General features: G+C 60.9%; 19 protein-coding genes. 8 read left to right on the top strand and 11 right to left on the bottom strand.

Translation table 11 applies throughout. From position 1 onward, the window contains the following. Position 1: 1 nt before the first annotated feature. Positions 2 to 910 (bottom strand): LysR family transcriptional regulator, encoded by a 909-nt coding sequence (locus AC1DNK_RS07520; protein ID WP_477940257.1) that lies wholly within the window; start codon positions 908 to 910, stop codon positions 2 to 4. Between the two features lie 87 nt (positions 911 to 997). Here AC1DNK_RS07520 and AC1DNK_RS07515 point away from each other — a divergent pair, with 87 nt between their 5' ends. Further along, entirely contained in the window at positions 998 to 2,002 is a 1,005-nt protein-coding gene (locus AC1DNK_RS07515) for an NAD(P)H-binding protein (protein WP_477940256.1), read from the top strand. Here the strand turns inward: AC1DNK_RS07515 and AC1DNK_RS07510 are convergent. From AC1DNK_RS07510 to trxB, 6 genes are all read right to left on the bottom strand, one after another. Beyond that, positions 1,999 to 2,796, bottom strand: coding sequence for an aminoglycoside phosphotransferase family protein (locus tag AC1DNK_RS07510; protein WP_477940906.1), 798 nt, complete (start codon positions 2,794 to 2,796; stop codon positions 1,999 to 2,001). The genes AC1DNK_RS07515 and AC1DNK_RS07510 overlap by 4 nt on opposite strands. A 254-nt stretch (positions 2,797 to 3,050) precedes the next feature. Then, the gene (locus AC1DNK_RS07505) at positions 3,051 to 4,175 is read right to left on the bottom strand and encodes an alkene reductase (RefSeq protein WP_477940254.1); all 1,125 of its coding nucleotides are present in this window, start codon (positions 4,173 to 4,175) and stop codon (positions 3,051 to 3,053) included. Positions 4,176 to 4,202: 27 nt separating this feature from the next. Continuing rightward, positions 4,203 to 5,369, bottom strand: a complete 1,167-nt coding sequence (locus AC1DNK_RS07500) for an MFS transporter (RefSeq protein WP_112515775.1) — start codon at positions 5,367 to 5,369, stop codon at positions 4,203 to 4,205. Positions 5,370 to 5,371: 2 nt separating this feature from the next. Beyond that, on the bottom strand, positions 5,372 to 5,665 hold the full coding sequence (locus AC1DNK_RS07495; RefSeq protein ID WP_477940252.1) for an ArsR/SmtB family transcription factor: 294 nt from the start codon (positions 5,663 to 5,665) through the stop codon (positions 5,372 to 5,374). Positions 5,666 to 6,215: 550 nt separating this feature from the next. Further along, entirely contained in the window at positions 6,216 to 7,112 is an 897-nt protein-coding gene (locus AC1DNK_RS07490; protein WP_112386304.1) for a LysR family transcriptional regulator VtlR, read from the bottom strand. Positions 7,113 to 7,135: 23 nt separating this feature from the next. Continuing rightward, positions 7,136 to 8,110, bottom strand: coding sequence for a thioredoxin-disulfide reductase (gene trxB / locus AC1DNK_RS07485; RefSeq protein ID WP_112386305.1), 975 nt, complete (start codon positions 8,108 to 8,110; stop codon positions 7,136 to 7,138). Positions 8,111 to 8,345: 235 nt separating this feature from the next. On the opposite strand from trxB, the gene AC1DNK_RS07480 reads away from it, so the two are divergent. From AC1DNK_RS07480 to AC1DNK_RS07470, 3 genes are read left to right on the top strand one after another with little or no spacing between them, the layout of a single operon-like run. Beyond that, a complete protein-coding gene (locus AC1DNK_RS07480; protein WP_112386306.1) occupies positions 8,346 to 8,810 on the top strand; it encodes an Lrp/AsnC family transcriptional regulator in 465 nt (154 codons plus the stop codon). A 10-nt stretch (positions 8,811 to 8,820) separates the two neighbouring features. Beyond that, positions 8,821 to 9,666 carry a hypothetical protein gene (locus tag AC1DNK_RS07475; RefSeq protein WP_477940250.1) on the top strand — a complete coding sequence of 282 codons (846 nt, stop codon included), beginning with the start codon at positions 8,821 to 8,823 and terminating at the stop codon, positions 9,664 to 9,666. 37 nt (positions 9,667 to 9,703) lie between these two features. Beyond that, complete coding sequence (locus AC1DNK_RS07470; RefSeq protein WP_162702684.1) at positions 9,704 to 10,354, top strand: glycosyltransferase family 29 protein; 651 nt, start codon at positions 9,704 to 9,706, stop codon at positions 10,352 to 10,354. Positions 10,355 to 10,383: 29 nt separating this feature from the next. Here the strand turns inward: AC1DNK_RS07470 and AC1DNK_RS07465 are convergent, their stop codons facing one another. Continuing rightward, positions 10,384 to 11,433 carry a polysaccharide pyruvyl transferase family protein gene (locus AC1DNK_RS07465; protein WP_477940249.1) on the bottom strand — a complete coding sequence of 350 codons (1,050 nt, stop codon included), beginning with the start codon at positions 11,431 to 11,433 and terminating at the stop codon, positions 10,384 to 10,386. Positions 11,434 to 11,549: 116 nt separating this feature from the next. On the opposite strand from AC1DNK_RS07465, the gene AC1DNK_RS07460 reads away from it, so the two are divergent. Beyond that, entirely contained in the window at positions 11,550 to 12,524 is a 975-nt protein-coding gene (locus AC1DNK_RS07460) for a glycosyl transferase (protein WP_112515780.1), read from the top strand. Between the two features lie 91 nt (positions 12,525 to 12,615). On the opposite strand, the gene AC1DNK_RS07455 is transcribed toward AC1DNK_RS07460, so the two are convergent. After that, complete coding sequence (locus tag AC1DNK_RS07455; protein ID WP_477940905.1) at positions 12,616 to 13,665, bottom strand: glycosyltransferase family 4 protein; 1,050 nt, start codon at positions 13,663 to 13,665, stop codon at positions 12,616 to 12,618. 30 nt (positions 13,666 to 13,695) lie between these two features. Continuing rightward, positions 13,696 to 14,172, bottom strand: coding sequence for a transcription elongation factor GreA (gene greA / locus AC1DNK_RS07450; protein ID WP_112515781.1), 477 nt, complete (start codon positions 14,170 to 14,172; stop codon positions 13,696 to 13,698). 241 nt (positions 14,173 to 14,413) lie between these two features. On the opposite strand from greA, the gene AC1DNK_RS07445 reads away from it, so the two are divergent. From AC1DNK_RS07445 to AC1DNK_RS07435, 3 genes are all read left to right on the top strand, one after another. Further along, positions 14,414 to 15,646, top strand: a complete 1,233-nt coding sequence (locus tag AC1DNK_RS07445) for a putative DNA modification/repair radical SAM protein (RefSeq protein WP_477940903.1) — start codon at positions 14,414 to 14,416, stop codon at positions 15,644 to 15,646. Then, complete coding sequence (locus AC1DNK_RS07440; protein WP_477940248.1) at positions 15,646 to 17,121, top strand: UdgX family uracil-DNA binding protein; 1,476 nt, start codon at positions 15,646 to 15,648, stop codon at positions 17,119 to 17,121. The genes AC1DNK_RS07445 and AC1DNK_RS07440 overlap by 1 nt, the downstream gene beginning before the upstream one ends. An 88-nt stretch (positions 17,122 to 17,209) precedes the next feature. Further along, on the top strand, positions 17,210 to 17,647 hold the full coding sequence (locus tag AC1DNK_RS07435; RefSeq protein WP_477940247.1) for a VOC family protein: 438 nt from the start codon (positions 17,210 to 17,212) through the stop codon (positions 17,645 to 17,647). A 33-nt stretch (positions 17,648 to 17,680) separates the two neighbouring features. Here the strand turns inward: AC1DNK_RS07435 and AC1DNK_RS07430 are convergent, their stop codons facing one another. Beyond that, on the bottom strand, positions 17,681 to 18,709 hold the full coding sequence (locus AC1DNK_RS07430; RefSeq protein WP_477940245.1) for an alpha/beta fold hydrolase: 1,029 nt from the start codon (positions 18,707 to 18,709) through the stop codon (positions 17,681 to 17,683). Positions 18,710 to 18,771 lie beyond the last annotated feature (62 nt).

Raw genomic sequence — 18,771 nt, 5'->3', positions numbered from 1 at the left:
GTCAGGCGCGCGTGCTCACGCAATTGTCCAGATAGATTTTCAACCCTTCGACCAGGGCATCAAAGGCAGCGCGGCAGCGCGGCGAGGTCTTCAGGTTCTCGTGCATCGCCACCCAGGTGCCGATATGCATGTCCATGATACCAGGAAGGACGCGCACGAGGTTCGGGTCGGCGTCGCCGAGACCGGTTTGGCACATGCCGATGCCGCAGCCGCTTCTGATGGCGGCGAGTTGCGCCAGGTAGCTATCGGTGCGGAACGCAAAAGCAATACCGCCTGCCGCGGGAAAGCGCTGCACCATCGTCCGCACATAGGCTGTTTGCCGGTCGAAGCCGATCAGCTGGTGATCCCTGATATCCTCAAGCGTTTCGGGTGTTCCGTGGCGCGCCAGATAGGCGCGGTGCGCGTAGCAGGCAATCGGGATGTCGCCGATGCGCCTGACGACAAGGGCGTCCTGCTGCGGCTCCATCATCCTCACGGCGATGTCGGCCTCGCGGTTCAGCAGGTCCTCGACGTCATCCGATGCGGACAGCTCGATCTCGAGCGCCGGGTGGCGGTCCTGCAGGGATGCAAGGATCGGCGGGAGCACCTCGACGGCAATCACCTCGCTGGCGCTGATGCGCACCGTTCCCTCGATCCTGTTACGGTGACCTGATGCGGCCCGCAATAGCGCCGACGAGCTTGACGCCATGGTCTCGGCGAAGGGTGCCAATGCGCGGGCGGCCTCGGTCGGCAGCAATCCGCTCTGCGAGCGGGTAAACAGCTGCGTGCCGACAGCCTGCTCCAGCGCGTCGATATGGCGGCCGACGGTTGGCTGTGTCAGGCCGAGTTCGCGGGCGGCAGCCGAGAGCGATCCGTGGCGGAGCACGGTTAGAAAGGTGCGGTAGAAATCCCAGCTTGGCTCTTCGATCATGAATTTATGTATAGATGATACATTTATTTCGTCAATTTCGTTTATGTGTGATCTGCGGGACAATCATCTCCATCAAAGGAGATCGATATGACTGAAGATCGGAAGATTGCGCTCGTGCTTGGTGCGACAGGCGGCATCGGCGGCTCAGTGGCGCGGAACCTCGCTGGACGCGGATGGCATATTCGGGCGCTTAATCGTGATGCGACCAAGGCATCGAAAAGCCAGCCGGTATTCGAGTGGGTGCAGGGCGATGCGATGAATGCTGCTGATGTTGCCGCCGCCGCCGATGGCGCCAGCGTCATCGTCCACGGCGTCAATCCGCCCGGCTATCGCGATTGGGAAAAGCTGGTGCTGCCGATGCTCGGCAATACGATCGCCGCGGCGCGGGCTGTTGGCGCGCGGATCGTGCTGCCGGGAACGGTGTATAATTTTGGCCCGGATGCCTTTCCCATCCTGCGGGAAGATAGCCCGCAAAACCCCGTCACCCGCAAGGGCGCGATCCGTGCCGAGATGGAGCGGCGGCTGAAGCGTGCGGCAAGCGAGGGGACCGGCGTCATCGTCGTCCGTGCCGGCGATTTCTTCGGGCCGGGTGCGACCGGCAACAGCTGGTTTTCGCAGATCGTCGCGCCCGGAAAGCCGGTGAAGACCCTGAAGAACCCGCCGCCCAAAGGCATCGGCCATCAATGGGCTTACCTTCCCGATGTCGCCGAAACGATGGCTGAACTCATCGAAAGGGCATCCTCGTTGTCTACATTCGCCGTCTATCACATGGACGGTTTCTGGGACCGCGACGGCAGGCAGATGGTTGAGGCAATCCGCCGTGTCTCCGGCGGGCGGGCGAAGATCGGCGCCTTTCCGTGGTGGATCGTGCCGCTTGCGGCGCCCTTCGTCACCGTTATGCGGGAGGTCAAAGAGATGCGCTATCTCTGGAAGGAGCCGATCCGGATGTCGAACGAGAAGCTGGTCGCAGAGCTTGGCCGTGAGCCGCAGACGCCTGTTGACGACGCCGTGCGGGCCTCGTTGATGGCGCTCGGCTGCCTGCCGAGGCCGGCGGGGCTGCTGAGCGATGGCCGCGCGGCCGTGGTGCGCTAGCCGAGTTCGGCGATGGCAATGCGGGCGATGGTCAGCTGCAGCTCGGCACTCTCCGTCGAGCCGTCGCCCAGGAACCAGGCAGCGGAAAGACCGGAATAGGCGGCGATCCATTGCAGCAGACGGCGTGGATCGATGCCTGTCTCTTCGGCGACGATGGGCAACTGGCGCTGCAGCCGGCCGGGTGTGGCAATGATCTCCAGATCCTCGTTGGCGAAGGTGTTTGCGAAGTCGAAGCCGCGCTCGCCATGGAGGCCCTTCGGGTCGATCGCAAGCCAGCCATCTTCGCCGAAATCCAGAATGTTGCTGTGATGGATATCGCCGTGGAGGACTGCTTCGCCCTGCGGCGCTGCCAGCAATGCGCGGGCGATCCGGTCGCAATCAGCGAGCGTTCCGCCATGGCGGGCGGCGGCGGGTGCAAGGTCGCGAAACCATCGATCCAGCGGGATCAATGCGGGCAGGGGCTTTGCCCGCGGCGCATGCAGCCTGTTGGCGGTGCGGCACATGATCCGTGTCGCCTCGTCGTCGGCGCCTGTTCGGGCCATGGTGAGCAGCGAGCGGGTGCTGAGGGATCGCTCCATGAGGACGGCGTGCGCGTCATGCGCATAGACCTTGGCGGCTCCGTCGCCATCCCACCAGTCGAGCACGGCCCCGCCGGCACGCTCGGCCTCGTCGTCGGACATTTTCAGCATCGCCGGTTTGCCGCGCCAGATGACGGGCAGGAGATTGCTGCTGTGGGTGACGATCGGCGTGCCGTCCGGGGTGAGCGCCCAGCGGGAGAGGTAGGGTTCGAACATGAGGGTGAAGGTAGTGGGCCGGGACGTGCGTTTGAAGAGTTCCAGCTCCCGCACGCCCTCATTTCTGTGCTTGTCGCAGAAATCCAGCCGCGGCGCGTCTGCGCCGTGAATGACAGCCTTAAGGAGTCTTCTGCCGCGCAGACGCGCGGCGCTGGATTTCTGTGACGAGCACAGGAATGAGGGAAAGCGTGGAGGCGGGTCCAAAAGAGAAATCCCGCCACGAGGGCGGGATCTCCAACTGCCATTTTGCAGGCTTACGCGACCTTGTCGGCCAGCGGATAGTCGATATAGCCCTTCTGGCCGCCGCCGTAGAAGGTGGCCTGATCCGGGGTGTTGAGCGGCAGGTTCTTTTCCAGGCGCTTCACCAGATCGGGGTTGGCGATGAAGGGCTTGCCGAAGGCGACGAGGTCGGCGCGGCCGGTTTCGACGGCGTCGATGGCCGTTGCGCGGTCGTAGCCGTTGTTGACCATCCAGTCGGCCTTGCCGCCGGCCTTTTCGTAGGCCTGGCACAGCGCCTTGTAGTCGAAGGACGGGTTGTCGCGCTGCTTGTAGTCGCGCTCGCCGCCGGTCTGGCCCTCGACGATGTGGATATAGGCGAGATCATACTTCGCCAGGCGTTCGACCACACGGGTGAACAGCGCCTGCGGGTTGGAATCGTAGCTGTCGTTGGACGGCGTGACCGGCGACAGGCGGATCGCGGTGCGGCCAGCACCGATTTCCTTGGTCACGGCGTCGACCACTTCGAAGGTCAGCTTGGTGCGGTTTTCGATCGAGCCGCCATACTGGTCGGTGCGGTCGTTGATGCCGTCGCGCATGAACTGGTCGAGCAGGTAGCCGTTGGCACCATGGATTTCGACGCCGTCGAAGCCGGCATCGATGGCTGCGCGTGCGGCCTTGCGGTAATCCTCGATGATGCCGGGGATCTCGGAGGTTTCCAGCGCGCGGGGCTCTGAGGTCTCGGCAAACGAACCGGTGCCGTCGGCGTTGACGAGATAGGTCTTGCCCTTGGCGGCGCGGTTTGTGGAGGAGACCGGCTTGCCGCCGTTTGGCTGCAGCGTGGTGTGCGAGATACGGCCGACATGCCACATCTGCACGACGATCTTGCCGCCTTCAGCGTGAACGGCAGCGGTGACACGCTTCCAGCCGTCGAGCGCTTCCTTCGTGTAGAGGCCGGGAACGTCGGCATAGCCCTGGCCCTGATGGGTGATCGGGGTTGCCTCAGTGATGATCAGGCCGGCGGTGGCGCGCTGGCGGTAATACTCGACATTCAGGTCGTTCGGAACGGCACCCGGCGAGCGGTTGCGCGTCAGCGGCGCCATGACGATGCGGTTCTTGACGGCGATATCGCCAACCTGTGTCGGTTCAAAAAGCTTGGTCATAAAGGTATTTCCTTTTCTGGCGGGAGATCACTCGGCCGGGGCGGGGGCTGTCTTGCCCTTGGCGGAGAGATAGGTGAGTGCCGTGGCGCCGAGGCCGATAAAGGCCATGAGCGCTGCGGCCAGGGGGACGCGGGTCAGTTCGAAGCCGCTCTCGATCACCATGCCGCCGGCCCACGCACCGAGCGCATTGCCGGTGTTGAAGGCGCCGATATTGATGGTCGAGACCAGGTTTGGGGCATCCTTGCCGAAGCTGACGACACCGACCTGCAGGGCGGGAACAGCGGCAAAGGTGGCGATCGCCCAGACGAGCAGGGTGATTTCGGCCGGGATGAAGAAGCGGCTGGTATAGCTGAAGACGATCGAGGTGACGGCGATTGCGGCGAAGACGCCGGCAAGCGTTACGCCGAGCTTCCAGTCGGCGAGCTTGCCACCCAGCAGATTGCCGACGGTGAGGCCGAGGCCGATCAGGAACAGCGTCCAGGTGACGCCCTTCGGCGACAGGCCGGTGACGTCCCGCAGCAGCGGGGCGATATAGGTGAAGAGCGCGAACATCGAGGCCGAGAAGAACACGGTGGTCGACAGCGCCAGCCAGAGGCGGCCGTTGCGGAGCGCCGAGATTTCGGCGAGCAGGCTGCCCTGCGTTTCGTTCTTGTCCTTCGGCAGGATGGCGATCAGGCCGAGGATGGTGACGATGCCGACGACGGTGACCACGGCAAAGGTGGAGCGCCAGCCATAGGCCTGGCCGATGGCGGTGCCGATCGGCACGCCAAGCACGTTTGCCAGCGTCAGGCCGGTGAACATCAGCGCCACAGCGCGGGCCTTGCGGTCTTCGCTGACGAGGCCGGCGGCGACGACAGAGCCGATACCGAAGAAGGCGCCGTGGCAGAGCGCGGTGACGACGCGCGCGAACATCAGCACCCAATAGTTCGGGGCGATGGCGCAGAGCAGATTTCCGGCGATGAAGATTGCCATCAGCGCGATCAGCGCCGTGCGCCGCTTCAGTTTGGCGGTCGAGACGGCCATCAGCGGCGCGCCGACGGCGACAGCCAGCGCATAGCCGGTGACGAGCCAGCCTGCCTGGGGAATGTTGACGGAGAGATCGGCTGCGACCTCCGGCAACAGGCCCATGATGACGAATTCCGTGGTGCCGATCGCAAAAGAGCTCAGGGCAAGGACGAGGAGGGCGAGGGGCATGATCAGAGATCCCGGGAGAGCTGCTTGAGGAAGTCGGCGATCGTTTCTTCGTTTCGCTTATAGAAAATCCACTGGCCAACCCTGCGGGTGGTCACCAGGCCGGCACGATGCAGGGTGCCGAGATGCGAGGAGACGGTGGATTGCGACAGGCCGCAGCGTTCGAACTGGCTGGCGCAGACGCCCATTTCCAGCGGATGCTCCTGAGAGGTGAAATGCGCCTCGGGATTTTTCAGCCAGTTGAGGATTTCCATCCGTGTCGGATGAGAAAGCGCCTTGAGGATTTCGTCCTTGTCCATCGTTCCATGCCGATCCGTAAATCGAAGTTTCTCGATATATGGATCGACAGTCTACGATATGCAAGTCACGACGGTGTGAGCTCTTGCGAGATATTTTTCTGATTAAATTTTAAGCAAAAAAAAAGAGGGCCACCGGAAAGCCGGGGCCCTTTAAAGGTGTGAAGGTCAATAAACCTCCAGAGGGGAACAGCTAATGCGGTGGCACTGGGAGAGAACCACGAAATGCATCAGCTACGTGCGATATGGTGGTTTATTGGGCAGGTTGCAATGCACTTTTGTGCATGCCTGCTATGCGCTGCACAAATTATGCTGCGATGCAGCGAATTTGGGGCAAAAAAAGAGGGCCACCGAAAGCTCGGGGCCCTTTTAAGGTGTGAAGGTCAAAAACCTCCAGAGGGGAACAGCTAATGCGGCGGAACTGGGAGGAAAAGCCGCCATGTGCATCAGCTATGTGCGATATGGTGTTTAAATGGGCAAACGGCAACCCCCTTTTGTGCATGTCAGTCATGCGTGAGTTGCATAGTCGGCAATTTATTCCGGGAAACGCCGCCTAGAAGTTCCAGTTTCTGGCCTTGGTGACGATGAAATCGCGGAAGGCCTTGAGCTTCGCGGCGTTCTTGATTTCATCGGGATAGCAGAAATAGGTATCGAAAGACGGCACGTCCGCATTGATCGCCAGCTGGATCAGGCCGGGGTCGCGGCCGACGATATAATCCGGCATGCAGGCGACGCCCATGCCAAGCAGGCAGGCGCGCTTGATCGAGGTCTGGCTGTTGATCTGCAGATGCGGAATGCGCTTGTTGTCCGACGAGCGGCCGGCGATCTCCAGCCAGTTGACGTCGAGCAGATAATTTGGCGCCGGTTCGCCGAAGGTGATGATGCGGTGGTTGTCGAGATCCTCCACCGTCTGCGGCTCGCCGTAACGGTTGATGTAGGAGGGGGCTGCATAGACGTGCATATGCACGGTGAACAGCTTGCGCTGGATCAGATCGGATTGCTGCGGCTGGCGCAGGCGAATGGCGCAATCGGCGTGGCGCATGTTCACGTCGACTTCCTCGTTGTCGAGGATCAGCTGGATCTGGACATCCGGATAGAGCTGCATGAACTCCTGGATCTTGTCCGTCAGCCAGCCCTGGCCGAGACCGACCGTCGTCGTGACGCGCAGCTTGCCGGACGGCGTTTCCGTCGTCTCGGTGAGCTGCATCTTCACGGTTTCGAGCTTCAGCAGCACGTCGTGAGCGGTGCGATACAGAAGCTCGCCCTGTTCCGTCAGGATCAGGCCGCGCGCGTGGCGGTGAAACAGCTTGGTGCCGACATCCTGCTCCAGCGCGCTGACCTGGCGGCTGATGGCGGATTGAGACAGATGCAGTTTATCGGCCGCATGCGTGAATGAACCCGCTTCGGCAGCTGCGTGAAAAATACGCAGCTTGTCCCAATCCAATGGCATTCCCCCACCCCTCATAGCCGATCTTACTCCGCGGCCACGGCGACGGGCATGTGGCCCGTCAGATATCGCTCGGCCTCGAGCGCGGCCATGCAGCCGAGACCGGCGGCGGTGATCGCCTGCCGGAAGGTATCATCCGTCACGTCGCCGGCAGCATAGACACCCTCTATGCTGGTTGCGGTGGAATCGGGGGCAGTCCAGAGATAGCCGTTGTCCTTGAGCTTCAGCTTGCCCTTGAAGAGTTCGGTGGCCGGCGCGTGGCCGATCGCCACGAAGACGCCGTCGATAACGGTATCGGAGATTGCGCCGGTGCGCGTATCGCGCAGCCTGACGCCCGAAACCGACGGCGGCATCGGCGGCTTGGCCGGGGTGCCGGTGATTTCGGCGATCTCGGTATTCCAGAGAATCTTGACGTTTTCCTTGGCGAACAGGCGCTCCTGCAGGATCTTTTCCGAGCGGAAGCTGTCGCGGCGGTGCACGACCGTCACCGACTTGGCGATGTTCGATAGATAGAGGGCTTCCTCGACCGCGCTGTTGCCGCCGCCAACGACGATGACGTCCTTGTTGCGGTAGAAGAAACCATCGCAGGTGGCGCAGGCCGAAACGCCGAAGCCCTGGAAATGCTGCTCGCTCTCGATGCCGAGCCACTTGGCCTTGGCACCGGTGGCGATGATCAGCGTATCGGCGGTCCAGACCTGGCCGCTGTCGGTGCGGGCGACGAAGGGGCGCTGGTTCATCTCGACTTCGGTGACGAGGTCGTTGACGATTTCGGCGCCGACATGCTTGGCCTGCTGCAGCATCTGCTCCATCAGCCACGGGCCCTGGATCGGATCGGCAAAGCCTGGATAATTCTCGACGTCGGTCGTGATCATCAGCTGGCCGCCTTGCTCCATGCCTGCGATCAGCACCGGCTTCAGCATCGCACGCGCCGCATAGACGGCAGCCGTATAGCCGGCAGGGCCGGAGCCGATGATGAGCACCTTCGTGTGGCGGGCGGACATGTCTGAATTCCTTTCGACTGGCGGGGACGCTGCGGCTAGAGAGCGAATGAGGCCGTTTCGCGTTCCTCGCTCATTTATGAACGTCCAGTGCTTTTATTCAAGGGCAGCCTTGCATTACCAACAAGGCATTGCGATCTGCTGTGCAAGAATCCACCGCGACGGCGAAACATTCTTGCCTATTACGGCACTTTATATAGAAGCTGGCGCGACCGAATTAAAGAAAGGCTGAGGCTCTGTGCGTGCCGAACTCGATGTCATCGACATAAAGATTCTGAGAGAGCTGCAGGCGGACGGCCGCATGACCAATGTCGAGCTCGCCGACCGGGTCGGCATCTCGGCGCCGCCCTGCCTTCGCCGCGTACGCAAGCTTGAGGAAGCCGGCATCATCGAGGGCTACCACGCGATGCTGAACAGCCCGAAGCTCGGCTTCGACCTCGTCGCCTTCTGCATGGTCGGCCTGAAGCACCAATCCGAAGCCAACCTGAAAGCCTTCGCCGCCGCGACCTCCAACTGGCCGCTGGTCCGCCAGGCCTGGATGGTCTCCGGCGACAGCGACTTCCTGCTGCATTGCGTGGCGGAAAATTTGACGCGGTTTCAGGACTTCGTCATCGAGGTGCTGACGGCGAATGAGCATGTCGATACAGTCAGGACCATGCTGACGATCCGTCAGGTGAAGCGGTTGGGGCTGGTTGAGGTTTAAGGGGCAGGCTATGCTCACTGCCGAAAATACGCTGCTTTGCATCTTCTCCTACAATATGGGGCAGACCTTGGAGCGGTGTATCTTGTCGACGCTCAAGATGTGCCCGGGCTTCGATCTGGCGATCATCGATGATCAGAGCGAGGACGAAGAGACGAGGGCGGTCATCGACAGGCATCGCGGTTCGTTCCGGTATTGCCTGACATCGGAAGGTGCCAAAGAAGGGCGCCGCCACGGCCACTTATACAACAACATTCAAAGAATGTGCGAGCTGGCAGGTGCTCAGGGCTACGAGTATATCTTCCTGATCCAGGACGACATGCAGTTCGTGCGGCCGATGGATGAGGCTATTTGCCAGCAATATTACGATCTGTTCAACAGCGATAAAATGGTTCTGCAGGTCGATCCCCGGTTCCTGCGGAAGGGATACGAATATGAAATAGTGGAGCCGCAGCGCGCTTACGCGTTTCCTGCAGGCGACCCGCGCCGCTCCTATGCTGACGTAGGCATCATCCGGCTATCTGTGTTGAACTCGCTCAAATGGGAATTTCGCGACAGCGAGGCCGATAACAAGAAAATGTTGAGCCGTTTGGGATGCGTCCGGCTGTTTCCCTTCGCCCCGATCATGATGCATGTGCCGTTTCCGGTCTCATATCGCGGCGGCAAGAAGAAGCGTTCGCTTCTGCCGTTTTACCGGGGGACCTACGAGTTTCATGAGCTTTCGCAGCGTGAAAAGCGTGCGATGGATGAGCGGGATCTGTCTGACATCCCTTATTTTAGAAAGTTTCTGCGGCCCAAGAACATGTATCTGGCGCGGCTCGTCTATGCGCTGGTGACCGATGCATCAGCGCTTAGATGATCGGGGCGCATCTGTGAGCAGAGGAACCTTTCAGCGGTTGGTCAATCGCTTCAGCGCTAAACTGGAGAAGAGGCGAGGCCGCGTGGTCGGAAAGTTTCGCCGGCTGTTTGGCCTGACCTATGTGTCGCCGTTGAGCGAGGCCGATATGTTCGACGCCCTCCGGTTCAAGTCCGTCGCCTTGGTGGGCAACGCGCGTAGCCTGTCCGATAGTAATTTCGGCGCGTCGATCGATAGTCACGACCTCGTCATTCGCTGCAATCAGGCGCCTATGCCTGACAAGCGTTCTCACGGGGCAAGAGCAGACTGGATTGCGACCAGCATAGAACTCAATCGCCGGATCATGGCGCAAAAGGGAGCCAGCCACCTGTTGTGGATGTCGCCGCCACGCAACGCGCTACCGGGCTGGATATTGAAATGGCCGAATTTTTTCCTTTACCCGCCTGCGAGCCACAAGGCACTCTGCGCTAAAGTTGGCAATAGGCCGACGACAGGGCTGATGCTGATCGATCTGCTCGAACGTTCGCCCTGCCTGGCGGTGTCGCTGTATGGCTTTGACTTCTACCGGAGCCTGTCATTGTCCAACGAGCATAACAGCAGCGAGACACCGCACGACTACGGCACAGAGGAAAGCTATGTCCGGAAGCTTCTGGCTTCCGATCACCGATTCTCGCTGAATATCAATGCTTGAAGATTGAGGGCGCAGGCGGCGCAATTTCGTCAGCGGCGATCGTCAGCCAGAGCCTGAATGCGGTCGAAAAGGCTGGAAGCATCGATGCTGGCCCTGTGGAGCGCACCGGCGATCGTTTTTTCTTCTTCCGATGTGTAGGTAAACTCTTCCGGCTTTCTTAGACGCTCCTGAAGCTGGCCGATTTCGGTCAGGCGGCTGTCATCTAGGCCAAGATCTTTGAGCAGGGCTTTTGTCTTCCAGGAGTTGGATTCCAGAGCCAGGAAGGGCGTGTCTGACAGAATGCAGAGGCATACGGCATGAAAACGGCCTGTCACATGCAGGTAGCCATGCTGAAGCGCATTGATGAAACCGGCCTCGTTCTTGTTAAACCAGACATTGCGCATCTGCAGCCTGAAAGCTTCAGCATGGAGGCGAATGTAGGCCTCGCGTAACATTTTCAGCGGTGCCGGGAAATTTGGTTTGCTGGCCTTGATGGTCTTGAGGATTGGCAGCAAACGCGCGTCAGGGCGGGATGCAGCCAGATCAAGCAGGGCTTTCGATACCTCTCGAGACACTGAGTCTCCAACAAGAAGCATATCGCGCGCAACTGTGGCATTGGGGCTGATGGGGCCGCTGCAAAGCGAGAGGTCCGGCAGGAAATCGATCTTTCGGCCAGCGGCAGCGGATGCGGCCTCGGCGCTCCAGGAATCACGGGTCGATATCAAATCTATGCGCTCAAGATATTGAGCCCATTCCGGTGGGTTCTCCTGGTAGAGCGCATTGATCAGGGCGACCGGCTTTTGGCCGCGCGCTGGATGGGTGGCTATCCGCAGCAAGCGTTCGCCGGCGCGCGCTCCATGATGCAGCGTGCCCTCGCCATTGATGATGATGAGGTCGCATTCAGCTATGGCACGCAAAAGCGGCTTGTCGTGTTCCCAGTCGTTGCGGACAACGCTCCGCGCGGCGATGTTGATTCTGCGACTGACGAGATTGTCTTCGATGGTTCGCATCACACGGAAACAACCGAAATGATTGTCGCCGCGCGTATCGTTCAAAATAACTGCATTTATTGACAATACGGTGCCTTCCCAGGTCGCCATCCGTTGAACTATCGATGCTTTTAAAGCGTTTACCCTCTCGCAGAATACCTATCAACTTTTGCATGCTTGACGTCCGCCGGTACGTTTGCGATTTCCTGTTCAAGTGGCAGAAGTAAATGGTGGGCAAGGAAGGCCTTATTGTGCTGGGATCCGAACGGCCGTGGCGCCGGTCCATCTTTAGAATTCTTATGTACGTTCTGTGGGGTAGAAGCGGAGCGCATACGCAGGACTGGCTGCCCGGCCTGTCTTTGACCATTCCACAGCAGCCATTTGAGACAGGAACGATCGTCTATCGCGGGAATAGCATTTCGCCCTTGTTGCACCCCGCTGTCTTGAAGAACTCTGCAAGTCAGGAAATTTTCATCATCGGCTCGGGCCCTTCTCTGCGGTCGAACGATTTGTCCCTTATTGGTCCGCGCACGGCTATCCTGCTGAACGGGGCGATCAGCCTGTTGACGGAAGGGATCGATGCGCCCCTGGCGGTCGCGATAGAGGATGAGCGCTTTGTCTGGAGGCATTTCCAGCTTATGGCCGAAAAGATTGGGGCGGGAAGTACCTGCCTGTTTTCGACGGCGGTTATCCGCGCCATATGCGAAATCAATGACGACTGGCTTGCTGACAAGACCGTGATCCTGATCGACAACATTCGCAAACCTTACGGCGGCAAGCGGCGGGAATATTCTCAGTTGGCTGACCTGGACTTCGTACGGGTCCATGCCGACGAGGCCGGATTTTCATCCGATCCATCCAAAGGAGTCTTTCAAGGTGGTTCGGTGGCAGTTAGCGCGTTTCAGTTTGCCGCTTACTGCAAACCGGCGACCATCGGGTTCTTTGGCGTCGATATTTCCAATGCGAACGGGCCGCGCTTCTACGAGAGAATTGGTAGCATCGCGAAGTCAGGAATAGCGCATGCGAAACGGCGTATTCTCGCCCACGTCGTGCTTGGGGTCGGCGTCTGTATCGCTCAAGGGACTGAAGTACTGAATTTCTCGCCGATTTCCGCACTGTCTGAATGCGGCCTGCCGTATGATTCACGCTATGCCTGGGCTTCCGCGCAGAAGGATGATTTGGCCGTCGAACATAGTGAATGATGCGTATCGTTCGCGAATTCAGACGCTAAGCCGTGCTCTGGGCGGTCTACCGCGCCGATTCGAGTTTTTCAAGCGCGGCCAGTAATTTGCGTCAAACGGAGCGGTAGACGGCGGCGATGCGCTTGGCTTCCATGTCGATCTGGAAATCTTCAAGAACGTGGGAAAGCCCTTTTTGGGCCAGCGTTTCGCGCAGCGGCATATCATGCATGTAGAGCGCTGCCGCGCTTGCCATCGCCTCGAGGCTGTCGCGTGCAATCATGGCCTCCGGGCCATCGCCGCTATTCACCAGCAGCTCCGGAAACGCCCCGACATCCGTGGCGATGACAGGCACGCCCGATGCCATTGCTTCCAGCGGCGTCAGACCAAAGCCTTCCCAGCGCTGGGGGGCGATGAAGAGGTCGAGGGCGCGGTACCACTCGTTGATATCGGTGTGCTCGCCGACGAAAAGGATGCGGTCTGTAAGGCCTGCTGCGGTGACGCGGGTTTTCAGGCTGTTTTCGAAATCGATATGCTTGGCGGTGGCGCGGCCGGCGATGATGGCGATCCAGTCGGGGCGCTCCGGGAGGAGGCGGATCATGGTGTCGACGAAGAGGTCGGTGCCTTTCTGATGCCGCACACGGCCGAAGCAGCCGGCAATCTTCTTCGTGGGGTCGAGGCCGACGGCTGCCTTTGCCGCCGCCTTGTCAGCAGGCGGAGAGAAGCGGGCAGTGTCGATGCCGTGAAGGATGACGGTGTTCGCGACTTCCAGATAGGCCGAGGTCTTGCCGCTGGTGGCGATCACCGCGTCCATCTTCGAGATCAGCCATTTGGTCCAGCCGGTATGCTTGCGCTGGGAAGCCGAGGTGAAGACGATCTTCAGCTTCATGCGCAAGAGATCGCGCATGATGATCGCCGGCAGCATCTCGACATTGCGCCGCGCGTGCCAGACGCGGTGTTTCCTGCCTGCTGGCGGCGTCCAGAGATGGACGAGGTCGCGGAAGCGGATATGCGGCAGGCTTGCGGGCAGGCCGGGGCCGAGGGCGGCGATCTTCTGGCCGAGCGCCCGCTGCACGGGAATCAACTGAATGATCGTCGACGTGACGCCGGACAGGCGCCGCTTGAAGTTCGGCGCGATGATCTCGACGTCACGGATATCGATGATGGCGGGGTCGCGATCTGCGGCCACGGAAGATCAGCCCCAGGAGACCTGGAGGATTTCGTAAGCCTTCGAGCCGCCTGGCGCGTTGACCTCGATGGAATCGCCGACTTCCTTGCCAATCAGCGCGCGGGCGATGGGCGAGGAGATAGAGATGCGGCCAGCCTTCACGTCGGCTTCCTGATCGCCGACGATCTGGTAGGTCTTTTCTTCCTCGGTGTCCTCATCGACGAGCTTTACCTTGGCGCCGAACTTGATCTTGTCGCCTGACATCTTGGAGAGATCGATGACTTCGGCGCGTGCCGTCAGGTCCTCGAGCTCGCCGATACGGCCTTCGTTATGGCTCTGGGCTTCCTTGGCGGCGTGATATTCGGCATTTTCCGACAGGTCGCCATGAGCACGCGCTTCGGCGATCGCTTCGATGATGCGGGGACGCTCTTCCTGCTGGCGCCAGCGCAGTTCTTCCTGCAGCTTGACGAAACCACCCTGCGTCATCGGTACCTTATCTACCATTTTCCCGTCCTTTGATCTTCGTGTCTTCCGGTAGGCACAGACACAAAAGAAAACAGGTCCCGAAGAGAACTTCGGAACCGTGCAAACCATCCTAGTTGCTTTGCTTATAGCAGATCGCAAATGCCGATTGCCATAAAATTCGTATCGGGATCTCCAACCTAGCGCTGTATTCGCAGCCGTTTCCGGCAAATGCCCGTGGTTCGCTTGACTTTTAGCTATGGAACATATAGTGAACAAAACGATGAAGAAGACGCTAAAAGAAAGACTGGCGATCCTTTCGGATGCCGCGAAATACGATGCCTCCTGCGCTTCCAGTGGCACCACGAAGCGCGATTCGGGGGCGAGCGGTGGCCTGGGTTCGACGGAGGGGTCCGGTATCTGCCACGCCTATGCGCCTGACGGACGCTGTATCTCGCTCTTGAAGATCCTGCTCACCAATTTCTGCATCTATGACTGCGCCTTCTGCATCAACCGCTCGTCCAGCAATGTCGAGCGCGCGCGCTTCACACCTGAGGAGGTGGTCTGGCTGACGCTGGAATTCTACCGGCGCAATTATATCGAGGGCCTGTTCCTGTCGTCGGGGATCATCCGCTCATCCGATCACACGATGGAGGAGATGGTGCGGGTGGTGCGGGAGCTGCGCGTCACCCATAATTTCCGCGGCTACATCCATCTGAAATCCATTCCGGAGGCGTCTGCGAAGCTCATCGAGGAGGCGGGGCTTTACGCCGACCGTCTGTCGCTCAATATCGAGCTGCCGACCGATAGCGGCATCACCCGTCTGGCCCCGGAAAAGAAGCCGTCCGGCATCCGCCGCTCGATGGGCGATCTCCGGCTGAAGATCGAGGAAGCCGGCGAGCCGACGCTGCAGACGAAGCGGCGCAAGCGCTTCGTGCCGGCCGGCCAGAGCACGCAGATGATCGTCGGCGCCGATGGCGCCAGCGATGCGACGATTCTCGGCACCAGCGCCCGGCTCTACGGCAGCTACGGGCTTCGCCGCGTCTATTATTCCGCCTTCAGCCCGATCCCGGATTCATCGAAGAACCTGCCGCTGATCAAGCCGCCGCTGATGCGCGAGCACCGGCTCTACCAGGCCGATTGGCTCTATCGCTTCTACGGTTTCGGGATCGACGAGATCACTGCCACGCAGGAGGGCGGTATGCTGGATCTCGATCTCGATCCGAAGCTTGCCTGGGCGCTTGGCCACCGCGAGCAGTTTCCTGTCGATATCAACCGGGCCGCCAAGGAGGTGCTGATGCGCGTGCCGGGGCTCGGCACCAAGGCGGTGAAGGGCATTCTCTCCGGCCGCCGTTTCCGCAGGCTTCGCATCGAGGATTTGTCGCGGCTCGGCGTGTCGATCAAGAAGGTGCAGGCCTTCGTGACGGCCGAGGGATGGACGCCGAGGCGGCTGATCGAGCGGCCGGATCTGCGCGCCATGTTCGAACCGAAACCCGAACAGCTGCAGTTGCTCTGATGCTGAAGGTGGCGCTGCAGGGCAAGGGTGATTTTTTCGAGTGGCGCGATGCCGCCCGGTCGCTGGCACTGGCAGGCATTCCACCCGAGGATATTGAGTGGCGGGAGAGGGGCGGCGACAAGCAGCTGTTCTGGGAGGAAGACGTGCTGCCGCCGCAGCCTGCCGGTGGCAAGCCGATGACGGTGCCGCAGGCCTTCATCGATCTGGCATCCGCGGTCATCTGCCATTGCGATCCGGTGCGCTTCTCGCTGCTCTACCGGCTGCTCTGGCGGCTGCAATCCGACAAAAAGCTGCTTGATATCGTTTCCGACGAGGATGTGTCGCGAGCCCGCCTTTTGGAAAAGAGCGTGCGCCGCGACGCGCACAAGATGACCGCCTTCGTGCGGTTCAAGGAGGTCGGCAGCGGTATCTCGATGAACGGGCGGCGGAAGTTTCTCGCCTGGTTCGAGCCGGATCATCATATCGTCGTGCGCAAGGCGTCATTCTTCCAGCGGCGGTTCAACGACATGGACTGGATCATCCTGACACCGAAGGGTTCGGCCGGGTGGGACGGCGTGAAGCTGACGACCAGCCATGAGCCCTGCGAAAAGCCTGATCTCACCGACGATGCCGACGAACTGTGGCGCACTTACTACGCCAATATCTTCAACCCGGCGCGGCTGAAGGTGAAGGCGATGCAGGCGGAAATGCCGAAGAAATACTGGAAGAACCTGCCGGAGGCCGATCTCATTCCCGGGCTGATTGCCAATGCGGAGAGCCGGGTGATCGAGATGGCCAAACGCGAGGCGAGCACGCCGCAGCCCTTTCACGATCGCCTGCAGGAAGCGGCTCGCAACCAGCCGCAGCCGGAACCGGCGCCTGCCGGGACGCTCGAGGCGCTGCGCGAGCAGGCCGCCGTCTGCACGCGCTGTCCGCTGCATGCCAAGGCGACGCAGACGGTCTTCGGCGAGGGGCCGGAGAATGCCGATGTGGTGTTCGTCGGCGAGCAGCCGGGCGATCAGGAGGATCTGACGGGGCGCCCGTTCGTCGGGCCGGCCGGCAAGATGTTCGATCAGGCGATCGAGGCGGCAGGGATCGACCGATCGGCGCTCTATGTCACCAATGCCGTCAAGCATTTCAAATATGAGCCGCGCGGCAAGCGGCGCATCCACCAGCGCCCCAATATGGGCGAGGTGCAGCATTGCCGCTGGTGGCTGAAGCTGGAGCTCGATCTGATCAAGCCGAAAATCGTCGTGGCAATGGGCGCGACGGCGCTCGCTTCGCTGACGGAAACGAAGCACAAGCTGACCGACATCAGGGGGCAGGCGATGCGGATGGCGAACGGACGCCTGCTGTTCACCACCGTGCATCCTTCCTATCTGCTGCGACTCCCCGATGAGCGCGACAGGGTGGAGCAGACGGCGCTGTTTCAGCGGGATATGGTGGAAATACAGAGGCTTATGGCGGCGCTTTCGAAAACTGATTCCGCTGCCTGACAATCTGATTCAAAAAAAAGGCCCCAAGAGCTGTCGGTTGCGGGGCGCCTAAAGCGTCCTTTGCCTTACGATAAGGGAGACTGCAGTCATGGCACTGAAGCGGATGGACAACATCGGCATCGTCGTCGACGATCTCACGGGAGCGATCGCGTTCTTTGGCAAACTTGGTCTGGAACTCGAAGGGCGCGCCACGATCGAAGGCGCGTGGGCGGGGCGCGTCACGGGGCTCGGCGATCAGCATGTCGAGATTGCCATGATGCGTACGCCGGATGGCCACAGCCGGCTGGAACTCTCGCGCTTCATCCGGCCTGAGGTCAGGGCGGATCACAGGAATGCGCCTGTCAACGCCTTCGGCTATCTCCGCGCCATGTTCACCGTCGATGATCTCACTGAGACGCTCGAGCGGCTTCGTGCATGTGGTGCGCAGCTGGTGGGAGACGTCGTCAGGTATGAGGATGCCTATCTGCTTTGCTACATCCGTGGGCCTGAGGGGGTGCTGATCGGGCTTGCCGAGGAACTCGGCTAAGGCGAGATCAACGATGGCATCTAAGCGCCGCTGTTACGGGTTCGAAGCGGCGCCATTCGTGTCTGTCAGCGGCAGCGACGTCATGAACGCGGCGATCAGGCCGGCGGTCTTCTCCGGCGCCTCGATCTGGGGAATGTGGTTGACGCCGTCGAGAATGGAGAGCTGTGCCTTTGGCAGCAAATGGGCGATCTCCTCGCCTTGCGCCAGCGGCGTGACGCTGTCTTCCTTGCCCCAGATCAGCAATGCCGGCTTCTGGAAGCTGCTGTAGTTCTCCGGCTGGAAGGCGCGGGAGGCTTCCTCGTTGCCGAAGAGGCCGGTGACGAACCAGTCGGCGATCGCGTGGCTCGTGCCTTTGACAACGAGCGGGCGGCGGTAGACTTCGATCCGCTCCGGTGTGGCGACGGCATCGTCGTCGGCGACGAAATCGCGCAGCCCTTTGCCGATCATCAGCGGATTGGTGAAGGTGGCTGCCATGATCGCTTCGCGCAGGCCGGGGGCGGAAAACAGCGGCGCGAGCGGCGGCTTTGACGGCGGACGGTCAAGGCCGAGCGCGACATCGAGGAGAAAAAGCCCGGAGATGCGGTCCGGCGCGATCAGCGCGGTTTCCATGGTTGCGCCGCCGCCGAAGGAATGGCCGAGCAGCACGAATTGCTTTAGCCCCGCGGCATCGGCAAAGGCCAGGATGCGCCGCGCCTGTGCCTGACGGGAGTAATCGCCGGAAGAGGGGCGTTCGGAATAGCCAAAGGGAGGCAGGTCGGGGGCGATGACGCGGAAGCCGTTATTTCCCAGCAGTTCAGCGAGCGGCGCCCAGGTTTCCGACCAGGCCATGGCGCCGGGGATGAGCAGGATCGGCTGACCGTTATCCGGTCCCCATTGCTTGTAGTGGAGGTCGAGGCCGTCGGCCTGGAGATATTGGGCGGGCTCGCCACCGCGGCCGGGCGGCAGGCTCTCACGCCAGATCGAGGCGGCGTAGAAGCCGGCGAATACGAGAAGCGCGATGCCGATAATAGCTCCGGCAATGCCGGCGAGAATCCTGGCGATCCGGATGGCTATGCTTCTCATCTTGCTTCCCCGCCGCAGCGTTGCCTGCGGCGAGGAATAGCAGAAAGCCGGTTAAAAATTTC

Source organism: Rhizobium sp. 01N424 (assembly GCF_056399485.1).
The sequence above is the reverse complement of the archived record's forward strand: the minus strand, read 5'-3'. Positions and strand labels throughout refer to the sequence as shown.

Excerpts from the sequence above, each read along its gene's own strand:
- greA (WP_112515781.1), bottom strand. The coding sequence starts at position 14,172 with ATGGTAGATAAGGTACCGATGACGCAGGGTGGTTTCGTCAAGCTGCAG.
- AC1DNK_RS07460 (WP_112515780.1), top strand. The coding sequence starts at position 11,550 with ATGGTGGGCAAGGAAGGCCTTATTGTGCTGGGATCCGAACGGCCGTGG.
- AC1DNK_RS07490 (WP_112386304.1), bottom strand. The coding sequence starts at position 7,112 with ATGCCATTGGATTGGGACAAGCTGCGTATTTTTCACGCAGCTGCCGAA.
- trxB (WP_112386305.1), bottom strand. The coding sequence starts at position 8,110 with ATGTCCGCCCGCCACACGAAGGTGCTCATCATCGGCTCCGGCCCTGCC.
- AC1DNK_RS07435 (WP_477940247.1), top strand. The coding sequence starts at position 17,210 with ATGGCACTGAAGCGGATGGACAACATCGGCATCGTCGTCGACGATCTC.
- AC1DNK_RS07440 (WP_477940248.1), top strand. The coding sequence starts at position 15,646 with ATGCTGAAGGTGGCGCTGCAGGGCAAGGGTGATTTTTTCGAGTGGCGC.
- AC1DNK_RS07465 (WP_477940249.1), bottom strand. The coding sequence starts at position 11,433 with ATGGCGACCTGGGAAGGCACCGTATTGTCAATAAATGCAGTTATTTTG.
- AC1DNK_RS07475 (WP_477940250.1), top strand. The coding sequence starts at position 8,821 with ATGCTCACTGCCGAAAATACGCTGCTTTGCATCTTCTCCTACAATATG.
- AC1DNK_RS07500 (WP_112515775.1), bottom strand. The coding sequence starts at position 5,369 with ATGCCCCTCGCCCTCCTCGTCCTTGCCCTGAGCTCTTTTGCGATCGGC.
- AC1DNK_RS07505 (WP_477940254.1), bottom strand. The coding sequence starts at position 4,175 with ATGACCAAGCTTTTTGAACCGACACAGGTTGGCGATATCGCCGTCAAG.
- AC1DNK_RS07520 (WP_477940257.1), bottom strand. The coding sequence starts at position 910 with ATGATCGAAGAGCCAAGCTGGGATTTCTACCGCACCTTTCTAACCGTG.
- AC1DNK_RS07430 (WP_477940245.1), bottom strand. The coding sequence starts at position 18,709 with ATGAGAAGCATAGCCATCCGGATCGCCAGGATTCTCGCCGGCATTGCC.
- AC1DNK_RS07515 (WP_477940256.1), top strand. The coding sequence starts at position 998 with ATGACTGAAGATCGGAAGATTGCGCTCGTGCTTGGTGCGACAGGCGGC.
- AC1DNK_RS07495 (WP_477940252.1), bottom strand. The coding sequence starts at position 5,665 with ATGGACAAGGACGAAATCCTCAAGGCGCTTTCTCATCCGACACGGATG.
- AC1DNK_RS07445 (WP_477940903.1), top strand. The coding sequence starts at position 14,414 with ATGAAGAAGACGCTAAAAGAAAGACTGGCGATCCTTTCGGATGCCGCG.
- AC1DNK_RS07510 (WP_477940906.1), bottom strand. The coding sequence starts at position 2,796 with ATGTTCGAACCCTACCTCTCCCGCTGGGCGCTCACCCCGGACGGCACG.